Below are 25,901 nucleotides of genomic sequence, written 5' to 3'. Positions count from 1 at the left end.
TGCTCCTTTGTCCTCCAAAACTGCGTTCTCCTTTCCTGTTCTGCACGAATATAGCCTGCAGCATTAACCCTTAACGGCACCCAGCATAACACCGCTGACGAAATACTTCTGCAGCCATGGATATACCAGCAGAATAGGCACTGTTGCGAAAATTACAGTTGCTGCTTTCAGGCTCTCCGGTGTCAGCCTTGTGCGGCTGGCACCTTCCATCAGCGTCAGCTCGGAGACCATATTGTTCTGCACCATCTGGAACAGCTTGAGCTGCAGCGGATACAGCTCCGGACTATTGATATACATGAGTGCATCCTGGAAACCGTTCCAGCGGCCTACCGCATAGAAGAGACCCAGTGTAGCAAGCACAGGCATGGACAGCGGCAGGACAATGCTCATCAGTGTGCGGAGGAAGGAGCTGCCGTCGATCTCAGCCGATTCCTCCAGACTCTGGGGAATGTTATTGAAGAAGGAGATCAGGATAATCAGGTTAAACGGACTGACCAGACCGGGCAGAATGAGCGCCCAGGTTGAATCGAGCAGGCGCAGGTCACGCATCAGCAAATATTCGGGGATAATCCCGCCGCTGAAGAACATCGTAATAATGATAATAACCATGAACGTCTTGCGGCCTTTCATGTAGCCCTTGGTGAGCGGATAGGCTGCGGCAATGGTAAAGAGCATGCACAGCAGGGTTGTCACCGCCGTCAGTATCAGCGTATAGCCCAGGGAGCGTATCATTGAGGTATCTGAGAACACCTGAACATAGGCATTCCAGTTCAATTCAATCGGAAAAATCGTGACTTCACCGGAAGTGATAGCCCGGTTGGAGCTGAGCGATACTGCAATGATATGCAAGAACGGAGCCAGACAAAACAATACGAACAAGCTCACGCAGGTAATAACGACGATATCAAATATCCGGTTTGAAGTACGTTCACTCATAGTACTCCGCCTCCTTCCTCTTTATCAGATAATGCCGTCTCCGGTCATTTTTTTCGAAATATAGTTGGAGCCAAGAATGAATACCAGACCAACCACAGCCTGGAACAGTCCGACTACGGTAGCCAGCGTGTATTGTCCGGATTCCAGACCGATGCGGTAAACAAAGGTACTCAGTACATCGGAATATTCGCGTACCGCCGTATTCCCGATAACGTATGGGCGGTCAAAGCCGATGCTGACCATTTTGCCGAGATTGAGGATCAGCAGGGTTACAATCGTCGGCTTGATGCTCGGGAGTGTAATATACCAGATCTTCTTCAGGCGTGTTGCTCCATCAACCTCAGCCGCTTCAAACAGCTCTCTGTTTACGCCGGTAAGCGCTGCCAGATAGAGGATTGTTCCCCAGCCGGCACTTTGCCAGACCCCGGTGAACAGATAGGTGATCAGCCAAGGATTCTTCTCGGTCAGGAATGGAACCGGGCTCAGGCCCAGGCTTTGCAGTACCTCGTTAATCATACCGGACTGATTGCCAAATAATTGGTAGACAATCCCCCCGATAATGACCCAGGAAATAAAGTGGGGAATATACAGAATAGTCTGCGAGATTTTTTTGAACCATGCACCCTTAATCTCATACAGCATGATCGCCAGAATGATTGGTGCGGGGAAAGAGACCAGCAAATCCAGGAAATTGAGCATAAATGTATTGCGCAGTGCAGTGTAGAACTCTTTCATGTTAAAAACTTCACGGAATGCGTCGAACCCGATCCATTCACTTCCGCTGATCCCCTGGAACAGATTAAAATCCTTAAAAGCAATCTGTACCCCGTACATCGGCCCGTAACGGAAGATAAAAAAGTAGATAAGTGGCAGTGAAAGCAGCGCGTACAATTGCCAATACCGCTTAAAGTAGCTCGCTTTACTCAAGTCGGTTCCCTCCTTGGGAGGAAAAACCGGATGAAGCGGCGTACCTGCTCCCTCCGGTTTTCCTTTTATATTTATTTCTTGTGCCTACAGGTCCTTCAATGCCGCTTCCAGTTCTTCTTTAAGCTGGGTTCCGCCGAGGGACATGAAATCCTTCATTTCCTGCTCATACACCGCGTCGAACTGCTCCGGCTTAGCCATTGCTGTCTTAACGATAATTACGGCCAGCTTGTCATTGAGGGTAGTACCGTACTTGGATTCTGCTTCAATCGGTTTACCGAAGACGATAGGTCCAACCGTATCCGTGTTGGCAATATCAATGGATTGCTTCAGCAATTCCTGATTGCGTTCAGGGAAGCCGCTGATCCATGCTTTTTCATTAGTTGCCTGGTCGCCGATGTTCTTGCCGTTAGAGATAATAGCCGTGTCGCCGGCATTGAACAGACGGTCAGCAAATTCCTGCGGAACGTCAGCTTTAACTACCGGGATACCGTCAACCAGATCATAGTTCTCGCCTTCAACCCCGCTGTAGATATCGATCAGATTGTTGTCTGAAGCCATCCAATCCAGATATTTAATAGCTTCTACCGCACGTTTACTGCTCTTCGGAATCATGATGTACATACCGTTAGAGGCATAACGCGATTTAATATGCTTGTTGCCCTCATTCGCATTGGTCAGGACATCTACTGCTGTTACAGTGCTGCCCTGTACATTTTTGTACAGATTGTCCAGTGTACCTTCTGCGTAGAAGATATTGTCCACATCCTCAGACCAGTAGCCGACATTGCCGTTCTGGATATCCTTGGCCAGCTGCGTTTTATCCTCATCCAGACTGAAATCCTGGCTGATCAGCCCTTCATTGTAGAGCTTATTCAGGAACTGCATCGCATCCTTAAAGCCGTCATGCAGCGGCAGCTCATAGCGCTGGCTGTAAGTCAGATCACCCTTAACCGGTTTGAGGAAGGAGTAGATCAGGGTTTCGAACTGGGCCGGAGCGAGCGCCATACCCATCGGGATGTTTTTGCTGCCAACACCGCCCGGATCTTTCTCTTTAAACGCTTTCAAAGTTGTGTATAATTCGTCGGTTGTCGTCGGTGCCGGCAAGCCCAGCTTATCCAGCCAATCCTGGCGGATGTAGGAGCTGTAACGGCCTGTGATTGCCCGTTTTCCCGGGATAGCCATCTGCTGGCCTTCCAGCTGCCCAAACGCCAATGTATCTTCACCGAGGAATGTTTTCAGAGTCGGCCCGTATTCATCAATCAGCGCTCCGACATCGGTCAGGCCGCCCTGTTGGGCGTAACGGTAGAACAAGCTGGAATCATAAGTGAACACAATATCCGGCACATCTGTGTTGCTCGCCATCAATACGTTCAGCTTAGTGACTTCCTCAGAGCGCTGAACCGGAACAAACTGTACATCAATGTTGTTCGGATCGCCAAAACGTTCCTGCACCAGTTTGGATAAATAGTTGTTTGTAATGGTGTAAGGCTCGGGACTGTTGCCGCGGTCAAAAATCTCCACCTTCAGTGTAACGCGCTCTTTGCTGCCTCCGTCAGTTGCTGTTCCTCCATTTGATGCCGTATCCGCATTTCCATTAGAGGAGCACCCGGCCAGCAGAGACATTCCCATTACTGCGCTTAATCCGATCCCCAGTACCTTCTTCAGAACTTTCTGGTTTGTATTCACTGTCATTGTTCCATCTCCTTCGCCTATACAGGCTATAATGGTGATTTAATGAAACTTTATGAATCCCCCAACCTCACATCTGAGCTCCCGTGTGTTCCGGGATGACCACAGTATTCCACACTTTTCTGAGGCCTGACAATAAACCTGTTTCGGATTGCAAAAAGGCCGGAAATTCGGACTTCCAGTTTATCCGACCTACTATTTTCGTATGATAAACCGCTTTCAAATGGACGAAAAAAGGCCGTATTTCTGCCTGTATACCGCTTTAAGCGGGTATGCAGGCAGAAATACGGCCAGTTTGACCCTCGCACCAGTCAGCTGCTGCGCCCTGTTCCAATAGCTTATTGTGCGTCCGGCTCTTCCTTCATGCTTTGCCGGCTTCCCGGCGTTTGAGCAAACGGTAATCTCCCGGTGTAATGCCGGCAACCCGTTTGAATACTCTGCCAAATGTAATCGCATTGGCATAGCCTACCTGGAGCGCGATATCCTGCAGCGGGTAATCCGTCTCCGCCAGCAGCTGCTCAGCCTCTTTCATCCGCAGCTCTGTAACGAAGTCAACGAACTTCATTTTGAATTCGGTTTTGAACAGATAGCTCGCATATTTGCCGGATACCTGAAACCGGTCGCTCAGATGCTTCAGCGAGAGATCCGGGTTGGTGAAATTCTCTTCGATATAATTTTTCATCTCGGTGACCATCGCCCGGTAGCTCTTAGTCTCACTGGCTGAGACATAGGTACGGAATAAATCAGTCAGGTATTCCAGCAGAATCCCCTTCATCTCTTCCAGCGACTCGGCGTCCTCCAGCCCCTTCAGCCGGACCCCGGCCTTCTCCGCCGACAGCTCATCCTGCAGCTCCTCCGACATGACGGCTACTTCACGGCTCAGCATCTGCAGCATCGCCTGAATAAGGGAACGGATATCATCATCCTGCAGGAAATTCTGCTCAAACGCCTCAAAAATCTTCTCCAGCTGCTCCCGCCACTGGCCGCTCGACATCCGGAACTGCTTAACGAACTCGGCAATCATCTGCAGGTAGGCATACGTCTCCAGCAGCGGCTGGCGCGCTTCCCCGTATTCCGCCAGCGCAATATTCTCATTCTTCAGCAGCTTATGCTGCATGACATACTCCGCCGCTGCATAGGATTCGCGGATCGTACCCGGCCCCGTCACAGCCGGACCGATGCCGAAGCTGAGCGAGAGACGCAGGTTCTGCTCTACCCAGGAGCGGCAATCCTCAGCAAAGACGCGGAGCCGCCCGGTCATCTCCTCATCGCTGCCGGTCGCCAGGAACAATATCGCCACCCGCCGGGTTCCGACCCACTCCGCCCAGCCCTGCAGCTCGGCGTTACGCGCAAGCTCCTGAAACACATTCATAAGGGCAAACTTGAGCGTATTCTGATCACCTCTCGTATAGCGCTCCTCAAAAACCCGCTCATAGCGGTTAATTTCGCTGAGCACCACTGTAAAACGGGAGGATGCATCAGCGCCCGTAAGCGGGGACAGCTCCGTAAGCCGCCCGATGGCATCGTCCAGCCGCTCGTTGTACAGCAGATCAGTGAACAGCTTGCTTCGCTGCAGCAGCAGGTTCTCCCGGCTTTTGCGGTCATAATCAGTCATGTGGTTGATCAGATCCTCCAGCACTCCGTCAATGAGCATCATTTCATCGGGCCTGTCGGTTGACTGATCCATCTGCCGGATCTGATGGCCTTCAATACGGTTCATAATGACCTGGATCGGCTTATAATTGCGCCTGGTCACATACACCAGATAGAAGATCGCACAGATCACTGTTCCAATGGCGATTGCTACCCACAGATAGGAAATGACCGACACCCAGCCGAACAGGTTGCCCGCCTTAATCCCGCTTGCAAAGGTCCAGCCGAGCGGCTCCAGATGGAGTGTATTCAGCTGCTTGCCGCTTGCTGCACCCGCGTGATCCGAATGCGCCTCGTACACAATCTGCCCGTCACTGTCCAGAATAGTCACGAAAGAAAGCTGCTGGTTAACCATGCTGTCGACAAGCTGCTCAATTCCGCTCATTTTTACATTGATAACCAGTACTCCTTCGGAGCCGAAGGGCAGCGGCATCGCTTTATTAATACTAAGCACTCTTACCGGTGTACGCTGGAGCAGCTCCGTCTTATATTTGCGGACAGGCTGCCAGCCTTCCGGCAGCGGGCCTGAGATGATCTGCCTGATCCAATCCTCGTCTATATAACCTGCAAGCTCTCTTAATCCGGACTCTGTTATAACGCTTTCATTTTTTTTGTCAACCAGATAAACCGATTCGATATAGGCGGAATCCTGAATGAGGCTGCGCAGGCTCTGGGCAACCGCATAGACGGACCCGGTACCCGGCGGGCCTGTGTTATTGAAATACGTTTTATAGACATCATTGCGTTCAACCCCCTCCAGCACCGCCAGTTCAACCTCTCTGACCGTCTTATCCACATTATCCATGAGATAGCTGGCCGAGATGCGGTCTGCTTTTTGGGTCTCCATCCGCGATATATCATTAATAAATACAAACGAGGCAAAGATCAATATTGTTACCGTGAGCAAAAAAATCGGAAAATAGGAAAGCAGCAGTCGGCGATACCAAGTACGGAACAATAGACAACCTCCTCCATAACCGTTAAAATGCCAGGCCGCGGTCCGGCCGTTTAAGTACATACAGATATGAATATGAAAAAAGAAGAAACCTTAATAACATTTATGAGAAAGGGGAAACCTTAATAAGGTTAATCATTATTATGACCTATGAAACATAGACGAGCCTATGTTCGGATTTCTGCAATTATAGCACATGCCCCCCGGACCCGGCCAACGGGTAAAAATAGGGTTCTCCGGCTCCGCCCGCTACCCGGTTGTTTCGTCACGGGCAAGGCAGGACTGGCCATGTGCACAGCAGATTAGCCCCTTGGCATCCCGTGTTGTATCGCCGCATTCTGTGGCTTAGAACAGCATTCTGTGGTTTATGGCAGTATACCGCGGGCGCTCATGCCGTGGCGTACCGTCGCATACCGTTGCGGCTCATGCCCTGCCACCCTGTCTTGCTACTATAACACTTCCCGTACAGCAGAAAATCACCCTGGCGGGTGATAGGTCTGAAACGATTAAAATTGAGGGTGAAACTGAGCTATTAAAGGGATTTTTCCCTTCATCCGGTGCTTCAGCACGGGTTTCGGTGCGATTAAAGGGATTTTTCCCTTTCATCCGGTGCTTCAGCATGGGTTTCGGTGCGATTAAAGGGATTTTTCCCTTTAATCTGGTGCGTCAGCATAGGTTTGGGGGCGATTAAAGGGATTTTTCCCTTTCATCCGGTGCTTCAGCACGGGTTTCGGTGCGATTAAAGGGATTTTTCCCTTTCATCCGGTGCGTTAGCACGGGTTTCAGTGCGATTAAAGGGATTTTTCCCTTTCATCCGGTGCTTCAGCACGGGTTTCGGTGCGATTAAAGGGATTTTTCCCTTTCATCCGGTGCTTCAGCATGGGTTTCGGTGCGATTAAAGGGATTTTTCCCTTTCATCCGGTGCGTTAGCACGGGTTTTAGGGCTATTAAAGGGATTTTTCCCTTTCATCCGGTGCTTCAGCACGGGTTTCGGTGCGATTAAAGGGATTTTTCCCTTTCATCCGGTGCTCCAGCATGGGTTTCGGTGCGATTAAAGGGATTTTTCCCTTTCATCCGGTGCTTCAGCATGGGTTTCGGTGCGATTAAAGGGATTTTTCCCTTTCATCCGGTGCGTTAGCACGGGTTTCGGTGCGATTAAAGGGATTTTTCCCTTTCATCCGGTTCTCTGGGACAAAGTGGTTCTGTCTGTAGACAGATTTGCGCCCCAACGTATAACGCAAGGTGCGGGGATGCATGCAGCCCACCCCCGCACCTAGCACCTAGCACCTAGCATCCAGCACCCAGCACCCAGCACCCAGCACCTAGAGTATGCAACTAACCTGATTGCTGCACATTAACATTATTTAGCAATATACTTCACGCCTTACGACAGTGAACTCAGCTCCATTACTCACAGTCCACTACTTACAGCCCGCTGGTCGCCCGGATGTACTCCCGTGCCTTAATCGCATATTCCAGCGGGTCTGCCAGTGCCGGGTCCTGTTCGGCCTCGACTACAAACCATCCGGTATAGGACGACCCGGCCAGTTCAGCAAAAATATCTGCGAATTCGATGCCCCCGTCCCCCGGCACGGTGAACGCCCCTGCTCTTACCGCCTGCAGGAAGCTGAGCTTATCTGCAATAACCTGCCGGACCACCTCGGGACGGATGTCCTTCAAGTGAACATGCCTGATCCGCGGCAGATGGGCGCGCAGCACCTCAAGGGGATCTTCACCGGAAAAGGCCAGATGTCCGGTATCATACAGCAGGGATACTTCCGACGGGTCTGTCAGCTCCATCAGCCGGGCAATTTCGGCAGCCGTCTGCACTCCTGTCCCCATATGGTGGTGATAGACGATTGTCATCCCTTTTTCGGCGGCCAGACGGCCCAGACGTCCCAAGCCTTCGGCCAGCACCGTCCATTCGTCTTCCGTAAAGACGGGTTTGGCATCAAACAGCGGCGTATCCATCTGCCCCTGAATGCTGCGCCCCTGCTCGGATACCACGATGACCTTGGCGCCCATTGCATGCAGGAAATCACGGTGTGCGCAAAAGGCTTCAGCGGTCTCCTCATACGGCCGGTCCGTCAGGTGCGCGCTGAACCAGGCGCTGGCAATCTGCAGTCCGCGAAGTCCCAGCGCCCGGTGCAGCACCTCGGGAGAACGCGGATATTTGTTGCCCACCTCGCTGCCCTGATAGCCGGCCAATGCCATCTCACTGATGCACTGCTCGAAGGTATTGTTACCGCCCAGCTCAGGCATATCATCATTGGTCCAGGCAATGGGTGCAATTGCCAGCCGGACCGCCTCTTTTTTGAACATGAATTGTTCTTCCCCTTCCGTTAATGACAGGTATGGCCGGCTCCGGCCGGCCGCTGCAGCTCCGGTAGCATCAATAGCTGCGCGCCTTATCCAGCCCGCTCAATCTCTGAGCGTAAGCCGCCTGTACAGTCTCCTTGCCGGACACTTCCGCCACCCCGACATGCCACCAGGCGCCATAGCCGTGGGTCATCGTCTTGGGCAGCACCTTGATGTCGATCAGTGTGGACTTCTCGCTCTTCCCTGCCTCCTCCAGTGCGCTGCGCAGCTGCTCTACTGTAGACGCACGGAAGGTATTAACCCCGTAGCCCGCGGCACTGGCTGCATAGTCGATATACATCAGCTCACCGCTGAGCTGACCGTCCTTACCCCGGCGGCGGAATTCCGTCGCCATGCTGTCCAGCCCCTGCTCCATCTGCAGATTATTAATGCAGCCGAAGCCTGCATTGTCCAGCAGAATGACATTGATCTTCTTGTTCTCCTGCAGGCTGGTTACCAGCTCCGAATGCATCATCTGGTAGCTGCCGTCCCCGACGAGAGCGTATACCTCGCGATCCGGCTCAGCCAGCTTGATACCGAGTGCACCCGCAATTTCATAGCCCATACAGGAGAAGCCATACTCCATATGATAGGTATCCGGCACAGAGGACTCCCACATCCGCTGCATATCTCCCGGCAGGCTGCCGGCCGCCCCAATAGCAATCGCATCGTGCGGAATAAGCTCATTAATAACCGCAAGCACCTGCGTCTGCGTAAGTGTGGTGCCGAGTGCCTCTGCATACTCAGGCAGCTTCGCATCGAGGTGTCCGGCAATTTCAGGGACAAACGCTGTCTGCTCACCTGCCTCCTGTACAGCGCTAACTGCATCGGAGAACGCTACTGCATGCGCCACGGCCATAGTCCCGGTAGCAGCCGCCGCCCTGCCCGCATGGTACTCAACACCGGCCAGCCGCGCTCTTTCCGCCTGCCATTCCTTTTTAGCCTGTGTAATCTCATCTGCATAAGCCGAACGGTAGCCCCGCTCCTCCAGCGCAGCAGATAACGCTTTCAACCCTTCCGCAGCATCGCATACCACTGCCAGCGCATCCAGCTTGGCTGCATGATACGGGGAAGCATTAAGCGTAAGGAACTCCACCTCTGGGTGAGCGAACAGGCTCTTCGAGCCGGTGGTGAAATCAGTGAACCGTGTACCGACACCGATAACCAGATCAGCCTCTGCTGCCAGCGTATTGGCACAGCCGTTACCGGTTACGCCAAGGCCTCCCAGGTTGCAGGCGAAGTCGCTGGCAACAGCGCTTTTGCCGGCCTGCGACTCTCCGAACGGAATGGCAAATTTCCCGGCGAATGCCTTGAGCTCAGCTCCGGCATCACTATAGCGGACACCGCCGCCGCAGACCAGAAGCGGACGCTGCTTGCCTGCAATCAGCTCAGCTGCCGCTTCAATTTCCTCCGGATGCGGCAGGCGGCGGGTAATCTTATGCACCCGTCTGCGGAAGAAATCGGCCGGATAATCCCAGGCCTCCCCCTGCACATCCTGCGGCAGCGCAATCGTCACGGCACCAGTGTCTGCCTGATCGGTCAGCACCCGCATCGCATTCAGCAGTGCGGTCATCAGCTGCTCCGGCCGGTAGATCCGGTCCCAGTATTTGCTCACCGCCTTGAAGGCATCGTTCACCGTAATCGACAGGTTGTGCGTATGCTCCATCTGCTGCAGCACCGGATCGGGCTGGCGGGTAGCAAAGGTATCGCCCGGCAGCAGCAGCACAGGAATCTGATTGGCTGTTGCCGTTGCCGCTGCGGTCAGCATATTGGCCGAGCCCGGCCCGACAGAGGCGGTACAGGCCATAATCTTCCGTCTGCGGCTCTGTTTGGCGAACGCGGTCGCGGCATGAACCATGCCCTGCTCATTGCGGCCCTGATAGACTGTCAGCTCACCCGGCGCCTCCTGCAGCGCCTGTCCAAGTCCGAGCACGTTACCGTGTCCGAACACAGTGAACACGCCCTGGACGAAACGCTCCGGCCCGCCGCCAAAGTCCACATACTGCTCATTCAGAAATTTCACCAGCGCCTGCGCCGTTGTTAATCTGATCCGTTCCACGTGAGCTCCTCCCTCCTCTTTCATTACTGCCAGCGGGCAGTGACGACTTTTTTGCGTGTATAGAATTCAACTCCGTCGCTTCCGTTCGCATGAAGATCGCCGTAGAAGGAATCCTTCCAGCCGGAGAAAGGGAAGAAGGCCATCGGCGCCGGTACGCCGACATTGACACCCAGCATGCCTGACTCGATATTTTCACGGAAGTAGCGGACCTTGCCGCCGTCATTAGTAAAGATACACGCCCCGTTCGCAAACCGCGAAGCATTGGCAATCTCCACGCCATCCTCCAAACCCTTGACCCGGATAACCGAAAGCACAGGCGCGAAAACCTCCTCCTGCCAAATCTTCATCTCTCTGGTGACTCCGTCAAATACCGTTGGTCCGATAAAATAACCCTGCCCCCCGGCTGCGGCATCTTCCCGGCCGTCCCTGAGCAGCTTCGCACCTTCGGCTACGCCTTGCTCGATGTAAGAAAGAGTCTTGTCCTTATGGCTCTGGCGGATTACAGGTCCCAGGAACGTATCCTCCTCCAGTCCATTGCCAATCGTCATCTGACTGCATTCACGCAGCAGGATTGAGATCAGCTCGTCAGCCACTTCTTCCTGCACAGTAACTACAGAGCAGGCCATGCAGCGCTCACCGGCAGAGCCAAAGGCAGCATTGATAATCTGCGTTGCTGAAGCCTCAAGGTCGGCATCCGCGAGTACGATGGAGTGATTTTTGGCTCCGGCCAGCGCCTGAACCCGTTTCAGCTGCTCTGTTCCTTTTTTATAGACATATTCAGCCACCGGCTGCGATCCGACAAAGGAAATCGCCTTCACCCCGGGGTGCTCCAGCAGGCCGTTGACTACATCATGGGCACCGTTGACCACATTGAAAACACCCTTAGGCAGTCCCGCCTGCTCCAGCAGCTCAGCAAGACGTGCAGCCAGCAGCGGCGTGCGCTCAGATGGCTTCAACACAAAGGTATTGCCGCAGGCAATCGCGAGCGGGAACATCCAGCATGGCACCATCATCGGAAAATTGAACGGGGTAATGCCGCCGATAACTCCGATTGGATAGCGGTACATTCCCGATTCTATCCCGGTTGCAATATCCGGCAGCTGCCGGCCCATCATCAGCGTCGGCGCACCGGCTGCGAACTCGACACACTCGATGCCGCGCTGGACCTCGCCGTAAGCTTCTTTGAAGCTTTTTCCGTTCTCCAGTGTAATGGTTCTCGCCAGCTCCTCCCAGTGATCAACGAGCAGCTGCTGGTATTTGAACAGAATCCGTGCGCGGCGCGGTACAGGCGTCTTCGACCATCCGGCAAAAGCCTCCTGCGCCGCAGCCACCGCCCGGTCTACATCCTCTCTGCCGGACAGCGGAACTCTGGCCAGCTCTTCGCCTGAAGCCGGATTGAACACCGCTTCACTCTGCTCACTCTTTGCTTCGACCCATTCGCCGCCAATATAGTTTTTCAGCACTTCTACGTTTTGCTGTGCCATTCTTGTCCACTCCTTCATCTCTGGTGATAGGTGTTTGAAATTTTCTTTACTGATTACCTGCAGCGACCTCTTCATTAGAAGCCAGGAAGGCTTCCAGCTCATCCAGTGTCGGCATCGCATCCGAGCAGCTGTGGCGCGAGATGACAATCGAAGCGGAGGCACTGCCCCGCCGCATCGCCTCACCGACACTGTCACCCTGCATCAGGCTGTGAATGAAGGCCGAAGCGTAGGAGTCGCCTGCACCGAAGGTCTTCAGCACCTTGGCCGGGAAAATGCCGCTGCGGTGATTACCGCCGTCTGCCGTATACGCAATTGAGCCGCTTCCGCCATGCTTGATCACAACAAGCTTCGCCTGGTACGAGAACCAGCGGGCCGCCGTTGCTTCGTCGTCTGCATCTGTTACATTGTACAGATTCTCCATCATGTTGAATTCCTCGCGGGTACCGATGATACAGTCGCATTTCTCTGCCGCCAGATTATAGTAGACAGCCGTTTCAGCGGCGGATTTCCAGGTATAAGGGCGATAATCCAGATCAAAAAATACAGTGACATTATGCCTGCGGGCAAATTCCAGCGCCAGAAACACCGCTTCACGGGATGGGCTTTGCGCCAGTGCAGTCCCGGAGATCAGCAGCGCCTTGGACTGCCGGATATAATCCTCCGAGATTTCTTCTGTGCTCAGCAGCAGATCCGCCACGTTATCGCGGTACATCAGAATGCTGCATTCCTGCGGGCTTTTGATTTCGGTAAAAGCAAGCCCCGTCACCGCACCGGTACGGTCAACGCATACCTGGCTGTCGTCGATGCCGTCCTTCTGAAGATAAGACCGGATAAACCGCCCCATCTGATCATCAGCCAGCTTGCCGATGAAGCCGGTCCGCATGCCCAGCCGCGCTGTGCCGATAATGATGTTGGCCGGGGAGCCGCCTACATATTTGGTGAAGGTCATGGTCTCTTCCATGGGTCTTCCGGTTTCATTGGCATTAAGATCAATACAGAGCCGGCCGACGGCAATCAAATCTAGCGGACGGGCGGGATCGAACTGTAGATCGTTCATAGTGACGCCTCCTTGATCAAGCTTCCGGGAAAAATTTCATGAATTAATGAATATAAGTATTGGGAAAACCTGAATTCACTTTAAAAATACCTGTTTGCAGGGAGGGAAAGGGTAAGCGCTTAACCTAATTTTATAAATAGTATAGGCCAGAACATCCCGTTTGGCAATCCTAAAATTGAAAGCGATCTCAACTTTCTTGAAATGCACCGGTATTTCTCTCCTGACAAACAAACCGGGCCTGTTTAGGACTAGCAAAAAACGTACAAACAGCGTTGTGCACATATTATCCACAGGTTGTACAGATTCAGGTTTTATATCCGCTCAAAAAGACCTGTCCGCTGCCGTGCTGCAGGGAACAGGTCTATAAGGATCAGGCTGGATCTTCCAGGTTAACGCCACAGCCAGTCTCGCCTCAGCCAGGCACCGGCCCGGTTGAATGACGGATCACCAGCTCAGGCATCAGCATGATTTTGCGTCTGGGTGCCGCCGGATTGTCGATCGATTCATTCAGCAGAATCATCGCCTGCTCGGTCATCTCACGCAGCGGCTGGGCGATGCTGGTCAGCGTAGGGTGGCAGATTTCCGCCAGCATGGTATTATCGAAGCCCACTACGGATAAGTCACGGGGAATGGACAGGCCTGCGCTGCGCGCCTCCTTCAGGACACCGATGGCGAGCAGGTCGTTACAGGCGAACACTGCCGTCGGGCGCAGATCTTCCGCCTGGCCGAGCATGGCGGCAGCCGCTTTGCGGCCGTTCTCCAGCGTGGCCGATGTGTGGGTAAGGTTAGCCGGATTATCAAAAGGCAGACCGGTATCCTTCAGCGCATCCAGAAAGCCCTCCACCCGCAGCTTGCTCCCCGGCAGATTATCGGAGATAACACCCAGTCTGCGGTGGCCCAGGGACAACAGGTATTCCGTCGCCTGATAGCCGCCTTTGTAGTCATCTACAGTGACGCTGCTGCTCTCCAGACTGCGGATATCCGCCGAGAACAGCACCAGCGGCACCCGGTCAGCCAAAAGCCGGCGGATCATCTCTGTCTGCCCCGTATGCGAGGCGATAATCAGGCCGTCTACTCTTTTGCGCAGGAGCAGCGAGGTGTATCTGGCCGCCTTCTCATCGTCGCGGTCCGTGCTGCAGACGATCAGATCGCTCCCCTGCTGCTGGGCGTAGTCCTCAATTCCGCGTGCCGTCTCGGCGAAGAAGGGATTGGCGATATCCGGGATCATCAGCCCGATCGTCCCCGTCCGGCGGCTCGTCAGCGCGGAGGCCACCAGGCTCGGCTGGTAATTAAGCTCCTCCATCACCCGGCTTACCTTCTCCCTGGTCTTATCGCTGATCCTGCCGTTATTATTAAGCACCTTGGACACCGTAGCGATGGAAACCCCGGCTTCCCGTGCCACATCATAGATTGTAGGTTTCATTTGTTAAGCCCGCCTTTACGTTCTTACCGTGATATACCTCGATTATAGGGAACTCCTCCGGCAGTGTCTATTAGCAGGCCTAAGCGCTTTCCCTTTCAGCTGCTCCGGCAGCAGCAGCACGGCTTCCCGCCTGCTCACCCTTAAACGGGATTTATACCTTTTGTTTTCGGTGATTTCTCTGCGCACAGTTCAATCAACGGTACTTTTACCGTTGTTTCCAGACATTTCTCTGCACACAGTTCAATTAACGGTACTTTTACCGTTGTTTTCTGACATTTCCCCGCACTCGGCTTATTCAACGGTATTTTTACCGTTAATTAACCTACGCTATCTTCTCTTGAAGTCGCCCTTGATGCCATAGCCCTGCTGCCCGCTGCGTTATTCGCAGCAGTCTACACCTGATGCAAAAAGAGCCCCCGCCTTGCGGGAGCTCCGGCAATTACCTTTTATACCGCAGGCTCATTCCTCCTGAGCACCGGGGCTGTTACCGCCCGGTCTGAACAGCCATTCATGCTCGGGATCATTATGGAATACCCAGGTGCGGACGGGACCGGCCATCACATTGAGATAGTAGGAATCGTAGCCCGGCGGCGCTGATACCGGATGATAGCCTTCCGGAACCAGCACAATGCTGCGGTCGGGCACGGCCATAGTCTCATCAAGGCTGCGGTCATCGTTGTATACCCGCTGTACAACGAAGCCGTGGCCCGGATTGACGCGGTGGTAATACGTCTCCTCCAGATAGGACTCTTCCGGCAGATTATCCCGGTCATGCTTATGGGGCGGATAGCTGGACCAATTACCGCCATCCGTGCGCACCTCTACAACCAGCAGTCTTTCGGCCACACTGCTCTCCGGCAGAATATTAACCACGCGGCGTGACATGCTGCCGTAACCGCGGGCCTCAGACGCCGTTTCAGACGGCGCGATCAGCCGGGCCGCATATTTACCGGTACCAGGGGCAAGGCAGACGCCAAGCTCCAGTTCCGTTAAGGCTGTAACCTCATAATGTCCGCCTGCCGGAACATAGACCGCATAGGGTGGTATATCCTCAAAAACAGACATGCGCTCACCGATACCCGTGAACTCCTGCCCGTCGGCTTTGACGTCCGCCTTGCCCGACAGCAGCACCAGGCAGACCTCATTGTCTTCCGTACTGCGGATAAGAGTATCACCGGCCTGCAGCTGATAGACTTCAAACCCTACATACTTCCAGCCGGCGCTCTCCCTGCTGACTGCTGCAATAAGCCCATCCTTGCCGGGTGTACCGGCTCTGACTAAATAATCTGACATCCTTACAGCTCCCTCCGTGTTCAAGATAGCCTGTACCTGCTAGGCTTCTATCTCCTCCGAGCGCTCCTCTGCCGCAAAAGCAGACAGCTTGACCGGAAGCCCGGTCCGGTGCGATTCCAGGGCAGCCTCAGCGATAAGCTGTGCCTGCTGACCGTCAAAGCCGCTGCAGACAGCCGGCTCCTGCAGAATAATCGACTGGGCAAATGCGGCCACTTCATCCGTAAATGCCTGGTTGTAACGCTCAAGGAAAAAGTGCAGCGGCTGATCACGGGTAACAGCAGAAGCGGTTGACACCTCTACGGTAGTCGGGCGGCAGTTATCGGCTACAGCCGCTCCCTGTGAGCCAAATACCTCAACACGCTGGTCATAGCCATAGACGGCCTGCCGGCTGTTATCAATGATGCAGATTGCGCCGCTGGTAAAAGTTAATGTAATCACTGCTGTATCCACATCACCGCAGCGGCCGAACATCGGGTCGATCAGATTGGCGCCCCGGGTATATACTTCGGCCACTTCCTCGCCCATCAGATAACGGGCCATATCGAAATCATGAATGGTCATATCCATGAACATTCCGCCGGAAGAGCGTACATAAGCCTCACCGGGCGGCTGCGGATCACGCGAGGTAATCTTCACAATATGCGTTCTGCCCAGCTCGCCTGCCTGAACCAGCTGCTTGAGCTTACGGAAGTTCGGGTCCATCCGGCGGTTAAAGCCCACCTGAAGCAGCACCCCCGCCTCTTTAGCAGTCTGCAGCGCCCGGCTCGTCTCGGCCGAGGACATGCTGACCGGCTTCTCGCAGAAAATATGCTTACCGGCACGCGCAGCCTTCTCAATCCATGAAGCGTGAGTATCGGTCGGTGTACAGATGAATACTGCATCAATCCCGGGATCATTCAGAATGTCTTCCCCATCCGTAAAAACATTGCCGAGACCACGGCTGTCAGCCCAAGCAAGCAGTTCCTCGCTCATGTACGCCTCCGAGATCGCTTTTAGCTTATATGACGGCATCGCACGCAGATTATCGGCATGCAGACGCCCGATTCTTCCGGCGCCGATAATGCCCACTGTAACTTGATTTCCCATGTTCGCTTATCCTCCCTCAAGGTAAGCGCTTAACCTTTCCGAAATCAGTATACTTCAAGCCGCAGCAGGCTACAAGTGTTTTTTGGATTTGTTGCTTAGTCTGTTTTTTTCATCTTCTCTAACCGATCGCAGAGCCCATTCCACCCAAGTAACACCTTCCGCCGGGTCGGCCACAATCCCAAACGTTCTTGCTAAGCACCCGCAGCCGCCGGGCTGCCCCGGCGGCTGACGCTGCTCATACTTCTCTTACACTACTCCCCGCCGCTGGTGCCATACACAGATCCGCAGACGATCAAGGAAGCTTCCCTTATTACAGCTGCCGGCTTCAGCAATAATGCAGCGCCTCGCCCAGCGCAACCAGGGTCATCGCCTGGCCGTAGGCCATAGGAGCGATAATAATGCCCTTGTAATCCTCCTTGGCCTTACCGATCGGCGTGCCGCCGGATACACCAAGCACTGTTCCCTCATCATCAATCCGGTCCAGCACCGCCTGAATCGCCTTAAGCGCCGGTGCAGCGTATTCTGCCGGCAGCAAGCCCCGGCGTACGCCGTGCAGGATACCGGCTGCTATGGCTGCTGACCCGGAGGTTTCCGTGTAGCTGCCGGGATCATCCAGCAGCGTATGCCACAGCCCGTCTGCGCTCTGGCAGGCCAGCAGTGCCTCTGCCTGGGCCTGCAGAACCTGCTGCAGATATGTGAAGACGCCCTCGTCCACATATGGACGCATCAGCTCCAGGTATTCCGGCAGGCCAAGGCTGAACCAGCCGTTGCCGCGGCACCAGAAGGCCTCGCTGAAATTATGCCGGCCGGTGAAGTGCCAGCCGTGATAGAACAGCCCGGTTTTTTTGTCGTACAAATATTTAATATGCAGCAGCAGCTGATGCAGCGATGTCTCCCGCCACTCCGGCTTGTCGTACTTTACACCCATCTTGGCCGTGAACAGAATAGCCATAAACAGCGTATCAATCCAGATTTCATTCTCATTAAGAGTTACCTCACTCTTATCCGCACCTGTCGTTACATGCTGGTATCCCAGCTCCTTCGTGCGCGGCAGCCCGTTTATCAGCCACTCCACCCATTCCAGACTCAGCTCCTCCGCCTCCGCAAGCTCCATCAGGGACAGCAGCGGCGCGGTCGTGTTGATATTGCGGCTGGGCAAGCCCTTGTCCAGCTGACGGGTCATCCAAGGGTTGGCATAGGCAGAATAACGTCCGTCCGCAAAATGCCGGTCCAGCTTCTGCAGTCCGTACAGCCCGACTCCCTGCGGCCAGTCCCATTCCTCCATTCCGAAGTCACGGGCAAAATACCCCCGCCGCCCGGCATCCTCACCCAGGTTCTGCAGCTCAGCTTCATTGCCCGGACGATCCAAATTCAGCAGCTTATCGGATACCTTGCTCAGCTTGCTGATGATTTCCGGCTTATCCAGCTGTTGTTCATATCCTTGCACAGTCATGATCTGATCCCCTCTCCATTATGCTTTCCGCCCATTCTGATTCTGAACGTTCTAATTTCATATGGTTTGATCTGAAAAGCAAGCTCCTGCTCCTGCCATTCCCCTTCCGGCTCCTCCATGAGGCTACATTCCTGCCAGGCGGTAATGGAGTATCCGCTTTCAATACGCACCTCACTGCGGGCACCTGCATACTCATGCAGGCGAAGCAGCACATCGCTGCCGTCTTCAGTCCGTTTTACAGCATCAACCAGCACATGCCCGCCTGTGATGGAGAACAGCGAATCCAATACCAGCTGCCCCGGAACAGTCCGCAGCGGATTGTTAAGCTCCCAGGCTTCCTGTACCACCCGTCCCCCGATGAAATCTCCCTCATGCGGATATAGCGCATAAGTAAAGGCATGATGGCCCTGATCCTGCTCCGGGTCAGGATGGACTGCTGACTTCAGCAGCGTCAGCCGCAGCACACTGTCCTTGATGTCATAGCCGTATTTGCAGTCATTGAGCAGCGCAACGCCGAATCCCTGCTCGCTGACATCAGCCCACTGGTGGCCTACGCTCTCGAACCGGGCATAATCCCAGCTGGTATTCCAGTGCGTCGGCCGTCTGACATTGCCGAACTGGATGTCATAAGTTGCTTCAAGCGCATGGACATCGACCGGAAAAGCCGCCTTAAGCAGCTGGTTATGCCCCTGCCAGTCCATCTCCGTACGGAAATCAATCCGCGCGGTATCCCGGTAAAAGATAATGTCCTGCGTAATAACCGAGCGGTTATACGTCCACGCCATACGCAGCACCGTCCGCAGCGGACCGTTCTCCGTAACGCTGCACTCTGTAAGCTGCGAGACCTCCGTCATTTTTTCCTGATAAAAGATATCAATATCCCAAGCCTCAAAATCCAGCGGCTTGTCTTCAAACACCTGAAGCACATTGCCGCGCTGTCCCGGCGCCAGCAGCTCCCGGCCGCTGCGGCGGTCACGCAGCGAGGTGAAGTGCCCCTGCCCGTTCCAGGCTGCTTCAATCAGCGGTGTAATCAGCCGGCCGTCGGCAACCTCTGCCAGCTGCCCAGCCTCTTCTGCGCCTCCGGCATCCGCCGGGCCCGCCCCGTACTGCAGCACCGCGGTACCGAACGCCGGTACGGCGGCCACATACACCAGCCGGCCGCCGTCTGCAGTCCGCTGCTGCTCCAGCAGCTGTCCGGCGGCATCTAAGATGACGCCTGTATCCGCGGCGTCACCCGGCAGCTCCAGCAGCTGCGGGCCTTCCCAGGACGAGCTGCTCAGCAGCGTAAAGTATCCCGGTGTGCCATCGCTATCATCTGCATCGTCCTCTTCGGCTGCACCCGCCCCGCTCAGCAATGCCAGCGCCCGGGCCTCGCCTTCCGCATATTCAAGATCACTGTCCTGATAGACCTCCTTGATCGAGGAGCCCGGGATAATATCATGGAACTGGTTGCGCAGCAGAATCTCCCAGATGCCGCCCAGCTCAGCTGCAGGATAAGACGCTGCCAGATTACCGCGGCTTACGCCGGCCAGCGTATACAGCCATTCCGCATCACGCAGGAGCAGCTCCAGGCGGCGGTTGTATTTTTTATTGCGGGCCTGCGAGGTATAGGTTCCCCGGTGGCATTCGAAGTACAGCTCGCCGTTCCAGGTATGCACGTATGCATCTGTATTTTCAATCCGCTCATGCAGCCCGTCAAAATATTCGCCCGCGCTGCCGGGCTTAAGCTTCGGAATCCCCGGAAGCTTGTCGAAGCGCCGGCGGAGCTCCAGCATATCCCGCGTCGGGCCGCCGCCCCCGTCACCCCAGCCGTAGGCAAACAGCAGATGATCATTGATTTCTTTGTCCTGATACGAATTCCAGATCCCGCGCAGCAGCCCGGCTGTCATCCGGCCGTTATAGGTGTAGGCATCGCCGTCCTTTTCCGAAGTGGTAATGAAGTGTGTCAAAACTTCCGAACCGTCCATCCCGCGCCACCAGAACGTATCATGCGGCATCCGGTTGGACTGGTTCCAGCTGATCTTGGTTGTCATAAAGGTATCAATGCCTGATTTACGCAAAATCTGCGGCAGCGCCCAGCTGTAACCGAACACGTCCGGCAGCCACAGATACTTGCTCTCGATACCGAACTGCTCCCGGAAGTAACGCTTGCCGGTCAGAATCTGACGGACCAGTGATTCACCGGATGGAATATTACAGTCCGACTCCAGCCACATAGCCCCCTCCGGCTCCCAGCGCCCTTCCTTAATCCGCTCCTTGATCTGCCCGAACAGCTCGGGATAATCCTGCTCCAGATACGCATACAGCTGCGGCTGTGACTGCATGAACTGGTATTCCGGATATTCCTGCATCAGCCGCAGAACGGTCGAGAAGGAACGGGCCGCTTTTTCCCGGGTATGCTTCAGCTGCCATAGCCAGGCGACATCAATATGCGTATGTCCAAGCATCGTAAGCGTCACATCAAAGGTCTTCGGCATAGCTTCCACCGCTTCATTCAGGCTCGTGCCTGCCCGGTACATGGAGCTGATATGCCCCTTCGAGCCGGGCTCAGTCCAGTCAATCTTACGGAACGCGGCGTCCAGCGCCTGCTTCAGCCATTGCTTCTCCGGCTGGTCCCGGTTCAAGTAACGGAAGGTATCAATCGCCGCCTGGGACATATAGAACAGATCGTCTATGCGTTCATCCAGATAGCCGATCATCGCCTCGCTGATCTTATGCTCCTGCACCCTTGGCGGTCCCCCGCCCTCAAGACCGGACCACAGCCGGAACACAAGCTCCACTTCACTCCCGCCTAATTCATCCCCAAAAATAACCTCCTGATGATTCGTATCCACACCCTGATACGGTGAACCGTTTACAAACAGCAGCGATTCAAAGCCGGAATTATTGAAGCCCCCGGATTTGCCGAAATCAAATCTGCCGGCCAGCTTAAAGCCCGCCTTCTTCTCAGGCAGCACCGCTGTTGCCCGCAGCCAGACATAACGGTCACGCCCGCTCCACCGCTCATTCAGCCGGATTGTCCCGTCAAAGGCAACACTCCCCGGATATACGCCGTTCTTTCCGTCCTCATCCTCTGCCGACTCCAGCTCCGCAATCTCAGCCACCATGATATATCTGTGCTTTCCAATCTCCGCCTGACGGCGGATCAGCTTTTCTTCTGTCAAAAACAAATGTATCACCCCTTCTATCCGATTGTATCCGCTTCCATACGGCCAATATAGCAAATCCCGCTGCTCAAAAACTACGCTTTATTTGCGGGAATGGGGAGATTTCATTGCATATTTTGCTTATTGAAACCTATAATAGAGAAAATTACGGAATAAGGCGGCGAGCGTCTATGCTTGAAAACGGCTTGTTATACGAGCAGGGATACAGCGTTAACATTAATACTCCCGGTGACCCGCTTTTTTACTATTTCGACTATGATGAGCGGTCACACAACATCAATATGGAGTTCCAGCATGACCATGATTTCTATGAGATTCATATTCTGATGGATTCACGCGCCACTCATGTTATCGACGGCAAAATCCATGCCCTCCGGCAGTATGATATCGTTCTGCTCCGTCCCTACCTGCTGCATATGACCCAGTACCCGGAAGGGCCGCCGCATAAGCGGCTGATTATTAATTTTGCCATGCCGGCCAGTACGCCCGGTTTGGAGAACGCTTACAAAAGTATGCTGCTTCCCTTTGCCGAAGAGATTCCGATCTACCGTCTGACGGGTGAGCCGCGGAGTGCCGTATTTGATCCGCTTAATACTATTTTCACCCAGTCACACAACAGCTCTGCGCTCAATCCGGTACTGGTTCACACGCTGTTTCAGCAGTTTCTGTGCGCTCTATCCCAGCAGCAGGACAAGAACAGCTATGTGCTGGAGGAAGCCGGCAGTGCCAACGCGCAAAAAATATATTCCATCACCGCCTACATTCACAGCAATTACAGCAGCGAGCTGTCTCTGGATTCAATCTCCAGGGAGTTTTTCATCAGCCCGTATTACCTGTCGCACCAGTTCCGGATCGTCACCGGCTCCACTCTGACCGAGTATATTCAGACGACCCGGGTCCGTAAAGCCCAGCATCTGCTGGTCCATACCCGCCACAAAATCTCCGGCATTGCCGAGCAATGCGGCTTCACCAGCTTCTCGCAGTTCAACCGGATTTTTAATAAGCTGAGCGGCATGTCGCCCTCCGCGTTCCGCAAGCAGCAGGCTCTTCCGGGGAGTACCCCGGCCCTGTTATCCTACTAGGCGGAGGCGCACTCAGCACCTGCACTCAACGGTCAAACCGCTTGTTAAAATGAAAAAAGCTTCCGGACTGCCCAAGGGCAATTCGGAAGCTTCTTTGCTGTTATGCGGTCGAGAGGACTCGAACCTCCACGGTATTGCTACCACACGGACCTGAACCGTGCGCGTCTGCCAATTCCGCCACGACCGCAAATTGTTTATCGCGGCACAAGAATGAATATATCATGAATTCCAGAATTGCGCAAGATATTTTTTTAATTCGAAAAAAAAACTCCAATGCTTCTCTCCTGGGTCAGCTTCATACTGAGCTGCAGGAGGGCTAAACCGGTTCAACCGGCAGTTGTTTTTCCACCGCGTATCTCCTCCTCCAATCGCTGTTCATTACACCGGATGGAATTATAATGAAATTACGACGTCGAATTGATATCCGGGAGACGAGACCATGATCAATATCGAAAAAACAGGCAAGCGCATCGCCCTGCTCCGCAGAGAAAAGAAGCTGTCCCAGGAGCAGCTGGCTGAACAGCTGCATGTCAGCGCCCAGGCTATATCCAAGTGGGAGACCGGCCGGTCATTGCCTGAAACGGCTACCCTGCCGCTTCTCTCTGCTGTTCTGGGCCATTCCATTGACAGCATTCTGCTGCCGCAGGAGCTCGCGTTACTGTCGGCAGTCTACACCGACGGAAATGAGCAGCAGGATGTTACTCCTCTAGTAAGCCGGTTCCTTAACCGTGATCAGCTCACTCTGACTGTCAGCGATCAGCTTTTTGACGGATTACTGCAGAGCGACCGGATCAAGCTGCTGATCATTAAATACGAAACACCCGCAGGTATTTATTCAACCTATGCGTTAACAGGACAGCAGCTGGCATTAGATGTGCATACCGGGGGCTATCCCCTTGGTGTGCCGGGGCTTACCCTTGTCCATGCCGCTTACGGCAATGAGCTTGACAGCCGGGATATGCTGAAGAAGATGAAGCACTACGCTTATTTTGAGTGGCAGCAGTTTACGGTGGATCAGCAGCTTTTTCCAGGCACGGTGGGGCATAAAGGCAATGAATATCTGCTGCTTGTCTATAGGAACGCAGAGGGAATTCAGGCCATTAGCTGTGCGGAGGGAGAGCAGCTCCATTACAACGCTGAGCGGACCCGGATGTTTGTGACATCATTGTCCCGGCAGCGATACATTATTGATAACGTGCAGCAGCTCGGTTTTGGCAAAGGAATGGACTGCTCGTGGGCCGGAGCGCTTTATACCGCCTTAACCGCAATGGGCACAGCTACCAGCTATGAAGAGGTTATGGGCATCTCGGGAGCGTGCTGGAGGGCTGCTTTTACTCCGGTATGGGATTATAGCGCAGCCGACGCTCTTACTGCCTATGACTATGCTTCACCGGCATTCAGCGCTTACGGGCTTAAGGCCCGCTGGGCGGACCGGCTTAGCGCAGAGGAACGCAGGCTGGAAACGTCTGCTGTCATGGAAAGTCTCCATAATCACCGCCTGCCGGTTGCCATAAATCTGAGGGTCGCTCCCGAGTGGGGCGTTATTACAGGCTATCTCGATAACGGGAATACGCTGCTGTGCCGCAGCTACTTCGACGATGAGACCTTTACGGAGCTGAGGGATGATCCTGAGTTCCGGGAGACAATGAAAGACAGCAGCGGGTACCTGTATGTGGATCATTGGCCGTACAGACTTCTTTTTCTGGAAAAGTCGGGTGATAATCCGCCGGCAGCGCTGGACAATCTGCTCGCCTCTCTGCAGATCAGGCTGGATTCGATGCAGGCCGGAGAGCAGCAGGGCTATCTGCTGGGCTACAACGCCCTGGCTGCCTGGCAGGAGGGGCTGCTTGATTCCGCCTGGTATACGGCTGCGGATGAGGAGACATTCACGCGCCGCTATGGCGTCAATCACTTCTGTATGATGGCCTTGACGGACGCCAGGAGGAGTGCCGCCGCTTATCTCAAAGCCTCTCTGCCGCTTATGCTGAATACACAGGCGTATGCATCATTGGCCGAGATGGCCGCTATCTATGAACAGATGTATACGCTGCTTGATCATTACTTCAGTAATATGACTCCTCCTGCAGCACTGCAGGAGGAGCCCGGCCCCAAACAGCTCTGGGACCGGGAGGACCGCAGACAGCAGGCAGAGCTTTTGCACGAGACAGCCGGGCTTGAGCGGCGCGGGGATGAGCTGGCTGTAATCATTCTGGAGCACCTGCAGGCAGAGTAGTCCTGCTTGGACGGGGCTTTCGGCGAAATCAACAGCAAAAGCCGCCCCAAAGGGCGGCTTCAATTCATTATACCAATGTTACTCCAGCCCAAGCTTCTTCACCGGCCGCAGCACGGCATAGCCGTAGCCCTCCGGAAAATGGCGCTGGTAATCCTGCTTCTCTTCCTCATCCCAGACGTAGCCCATCTGCTTTGGATCATAGTTCCAGGCTACCTCCTCGACCGTGCGCATGACTGCACCGTTATCCTGCAGATAATCGAACGGCGGGTGGAAAAAGACCAGATACTCCGAAGCCGGAATCTCCCGGCACTCCATTCCCTCCGGGATCTCACCGGCATAGTCAGCGGGTACCGGGATTCCGTACAGATAGCCTTTTTGCCCGTTCTCATAGAACCAGCCGGCGGTCTGTCCAAGCTGCCCCTCCAACGTATGGTGTGACATGCTCTCCAGTGTGCCCGATACCTCATCACAATCATGCCCGTTCTTCCAGAAGCCTCCGTAATTGATTGAACCCAGATCCCGGATGCCGATAAACTTGTGGGCCGGTATGAACTCAAGCTTAATCTCCGCCGGCTGCAGATGAACCTCTCTCATCTTTTTACGCTCCTTCATCAGATAGTGATAAGGAGAGAAGACCTCGGCACGAATGGCGAGCGGAATGGGGCTTCGGGCTGTACGATACGCTCCGGGCGTCAGCTTAAAAGCCTTCACAAACGCCCGTGAGAACGCCTCCTGCGAAGAAAATCCGTACTTTACGGCTATATCCAGAATGCGGTCATCCGTATCGCGGAGCTCCAGGGCGGCACGGCTGATCCGCCGCAGCCGGATATAGTCCCGCACCGTCATTCCGGTCAGCGTGTGAAACTGCCTGGTGCAGTAATACGGCGAATAGCCAAGCTGCTCCGACATCCGCAGCAGCGTAGGCGCGTCCGTAAGATCACTGTCGATCCAGTCAATCATCAGCTGGACCATTTCGTTCCATTCGTACATCGGTGCCTCTCTCCTTTCACTATGAAGCATAGCAAAGGCAGATCACGCAGATTTGA

16 protein-coding genes and 1 tRNA gene are annotated in these 25,901 nt (G+C 54.4%); 2 read left to right on the top strand and 15 right to left on the bottom strand.

Annotated elements, in window-relative coordinates:
• Nucleotides 1-63: 63 nt before the first annotated feature.
• The 13 genes from R70331_RS01105 to R70331_RS01045 all read right to left on the bottom strand — a co-directional run bounded on the left by R70331_RS01105 (nt 64) and on the right by R70331_RS01045 (nt 21,543).
• Entirely contained in the window at nt 64-936 is an 873-nt protein-coding gene (locus tag R70331_RS01105; protein WP_042172113.1) for a carbohydrate ABC transporter permease, read from the bottom strand.
• Nucleotides 937-960: 24 nt separating this feature from the next.
• Nucleotides 961-1,863, bottom strand: a complete 903-nt coding sequence (locus R70331_RS01100; RefSeq protein WP_042172111.1) for an ABC transporter permease — start codon at nt 1,861-1,863, stop codon at nt 961-963.
• An 84-nt stretch (nt 1,864-1,947) separates the two neighbouring features.
• Nucleotides 1,948-3,555 carry an extracellular solute-binding protein gene (locus tag R70331_RS01095; protein ID WP_042172109.1) on the bottom strand — a complete coding sequence of 536 codons (1,608 nt, stop codon included), beginning with the start codon at nt 3,553-3,555 and terminating at the stop codon, nt 1,948-1,950.
• 358 nt (nt 3,556-3,913) lie between these two features.
• Nucleotides 3,914-6,163, bottom strand: coding sequence for a helix-turn-helix domain-containing protein (locus R70331_RS01090; RefSeq protein ID WP_042172107.1), 2,250 nt, complete (start codon nt 6,161-6,163; stop codon nt 3,914-3,916).
• A gap of 1,422 nt (nt 6,164-7,585) precedes the next feature.
• Nucleotides 7,586-8,482, bottom strand: coding sequence for a myo-inosose-2 dehydratase (iolE, locus tag R70331_RS01085; protein WP_042172105.1), 897 nt, complete (start codon nt 8,480-8,482; stop codon nt 7,586-7,588).
• Nucleotides 8,483-8,552: 70 nt separating this feature from the next.
• Complete coding sequence (iolD, locus tag R70331_RS01080) at nt 8,553-10,577, bottom strand: 3D-(3,5/4)-trihydroxycyclohexane-1,2-dione acylhydrolase (decyclizing) (RefSeq protein ID WP_042172103.1); 2,025 nt, start codon at nt 10,575-10,577, stop codon at nt 8,553-8,555.
• 23 nt (nt 10,578-10,600) lie between these two features.
• On the bottom strand, nt 10,601-12,061 hold the full coding sequence (locus tag R70331_RS01075; RefSeq protein WP_042172101.1) for a CoA-acylating methylmalonate-semialdehyde dehydrogenase: 1,461 nt from the start codon (nt 12,059-12,061) through the stop codon (nt 10,601-10,603).
• 46 nt (nt 12,062-12,107) lie between these two features.
• Entirely contained in the window at nt 12,108-13,118 is a 1,011-nt protein-coding gene (gene iolC / locus R70331_RS01070; protein ID WP_042172099.1) for a 5-dehydro-2-deoxygluconokinase, read from the bottom strand.
• Nucleotides 13,119-13,530: 412 nt separating this feature from the next.
• Nucleotides 13,531-14,541 carry a LacI family DNA-binding transcriptional regulator gene (locus R70331_RS01065; RefSeq protein WP_042172097.1) on the bottom strand — a complete coding sequence of 337 codons (1,011 nt, stop codon included), beginning with the start codon at nt 14,539-14,541 and terminating at the stop codon, nt 13,531-13,533.
• Between the two features lie 459 nt (nt 14,542-15,000).
• Nucleotides 15,001-15,834: a 5-deoxy-glucuronate isomerase gene (gene iolB / locus R70331_RS01060; RefSeq protein WP_042172095.1), complete on the bottom strand. Its 834-nt coding sequence runs from the start codon at nt 15,832-15,834 to the stop codon at nt 15,001-15,003.
• A 39-nt stretch (nt 15,835-15,873) separates the two neighbouring features.
• Nucleotides 15,874-16,920 (bottom strand): inositol 2-dehydrogenase, encoded by a 1,047-nt coding sequence (gene iolG / locus R70331_RS01055; RefSeq protein ID WP_042172093.1) that lies wholly within the window; start codon nt 16,918-16,920, stop codon nt 15,874-15,876.
• Nucleotides 16,921-17,245: 325 nt separating this feature from the next.
• Nucleotides 17,246-18,373, bottom strand: a complete 1,128-nt coding sequence (locus R70331_RS01050; protein ID WP_042172091.1) for a glycoside hydrolase family 88/105 protein — start codon at nt 18,371-18,373, stop codon at nt 17,246-17,248.
• Nucleotides 18,370-21,543: an alpha-mannosidase gene (locus tag R70331_RS01045; RefSeq protein WP_042172088.1), complete on the bottom strand. Its 3,174-nt coding sequence runs from the start codon at nt 21,541-21,543 to the stop codon at nt 18,370-18,372. Before R70331_RS01045 ends, R70331_RS01050 begins: the two co-directional genes overlap by 4 nt.
• Nucleotides 21,544-21,710: 167 nt before the next feature.
• Between R70331_RS01045 and R70331_RS01040 the strand changes: the two genes are divergently transcribed.
• Nucleotides 21,711-22,622 carry a helix-turn-helix transcriptional regulator gene (locus tag R70331_RS01040; protein ID WP_042172086.1) on the top strand — a complete coding sequence of 304 codons (912 nt, stop codon included), beginning with the start codon at nt 21,711-21,713 and terminating at the stop codon, nt 22,620-22,622.
• A gap of 103 nt (nt 22,623-22,725) precedes the next feature.
• Here R70331_RS01040 and R70331_RS01035 read toward each other — a convergent pair.
• Nucleotides 22,726-22,809, bottom strand: a tRNA-Leu gene (locus tag R70331_RS01035).
• A gap of 252 nt (nt 22,810-23,061) precedes the next feature.
• Here R70331_RS01035 and R70331_RS30210 point away from each other — a divergent pair.
• Nucleotides 23,062-24,855: a helix-turn-helix domain-containing protein gene (locus tag R70331_RS30210; RefSeq protein WP_052418865.1), complete on the top strand. Its 1,794-nt coding sequence runs from the start codon at nt 23,062-23,064 to the stop codon at nt 24,853-24,855.
• Nucleotides 24,856-24,933: 78 nt separating this feature from the next.
• On the opposite strand, the gene R70331_RS01025 is transcribed toward R70331_RS30210, so the two are convergent.
• The gene (locus R70331_RS01025; RefSeq protein WP_042172084.1) at nt 24,934-25,845 is read right to left on the bottom strand and encodes an AraC family transcriptional regulator; all 912 of its coding nucleotides are present in this window, start codon (nt 25,843-25,845) and stop codon (nt 24,934-24,936) included.
• Nucleotides 25,846-25,901 lie beyond the last annotated feature (56 nt).

The sequence above is a fragment of the Paenibacillus sp. FSL R7-0331 genome, from assembly GCF_000758645.1.
GTDB classification, from domain to species: Bacteria; Bacillota; Bacilli; order Paenibacillales; family Paenibacillaceae; genus Paenibacillus_AQ; species Paenibacillus_AQ camerounensis.
The sequence above is the reverse complement of the archived record's forward strand: the minus strand, read 5'-3'. Positions and strand labels throughout refer to the sequence as shown.

Coding starts and splice junctions, on each gene's coding strand:
- R70331_RS01050 (WP_042172091.1), bottom strand. CDS start 18,373: ATGACTGTGCAAGGATATGAACAACAGCTGGATAAGCCGGAAATCATC.
- iolB (WP_042172095.1), bottom strand. CDS start 15,834: ATGTCAGATTATTTAGTCAGAGCCGGTACACCCGGCAAGGATGGGCTT.
- R70331_RS01040 (WP_042172086.1), top strand. CDS start 21,711: ATGCTTGAAAACGGCTTGTTATACGAGCAGGGATACAGCGTTAACATT.
- R70331_RS30210 (WP_052418865.1), top strand. CDS start 23,062: ATGATCAATATCGAAAAAACAGGCAAGCGCATCGCCCTGCTCCGCAGA.
- iolC (WP_042172099.1), bottom strand. CDS start 13,118: ATGAACGATCTACAGTTCGATCCCGCCCGTCCGCTAGATTTGATTGCC.
- R70331_RS01025 (WP_042172084.1), bottom strand. CDS start 25,845: ATGTACGAATGGAACGAAATGGTCCAGCTGATGATTGACTGGATCGAC.
- R70331_RS01095 (WP_042172109.1), bottom strand. CDS start 3,555: ATGACAGTGAATACAAACCAGAAAGTTCTGAAGAAGGTACTGGGGATC.
- R70331_RS01075 (WP_042172101.1), bottom strand. CDS start 12,061: ATGGCACAGCAAAACGTAGAAGTGCTGAAAAACTATATTGGCGGCGAA.
- R70331_RS01105 (WP_042172113.1), bottom strand. CDS start 936: ATGAGTGAACGTACTTCAAACCGGATATTTGATATCGTCGTTATTACC.
- iolE (WP_042172105.1), bottom strand. CDS start 8,482: ATGTTCAAAAAAGAGGCGGTCCGGCTGGCAATTGCACCCATTGCCTGG.
- R70331_RS01065 (WP_042172097.1), bottom strand. CDS start 14,541: ATGAAACCTACAATCTATGATGTGGCACGGGAAGCCGGGGTTTCCATC.
- iolG (WP_042172093.1), bottom strand. CDS start 16,920: ATGGGAAATCAAGTTACAGTGGGCATTATCGGCGCCGGAAGAATCGGG.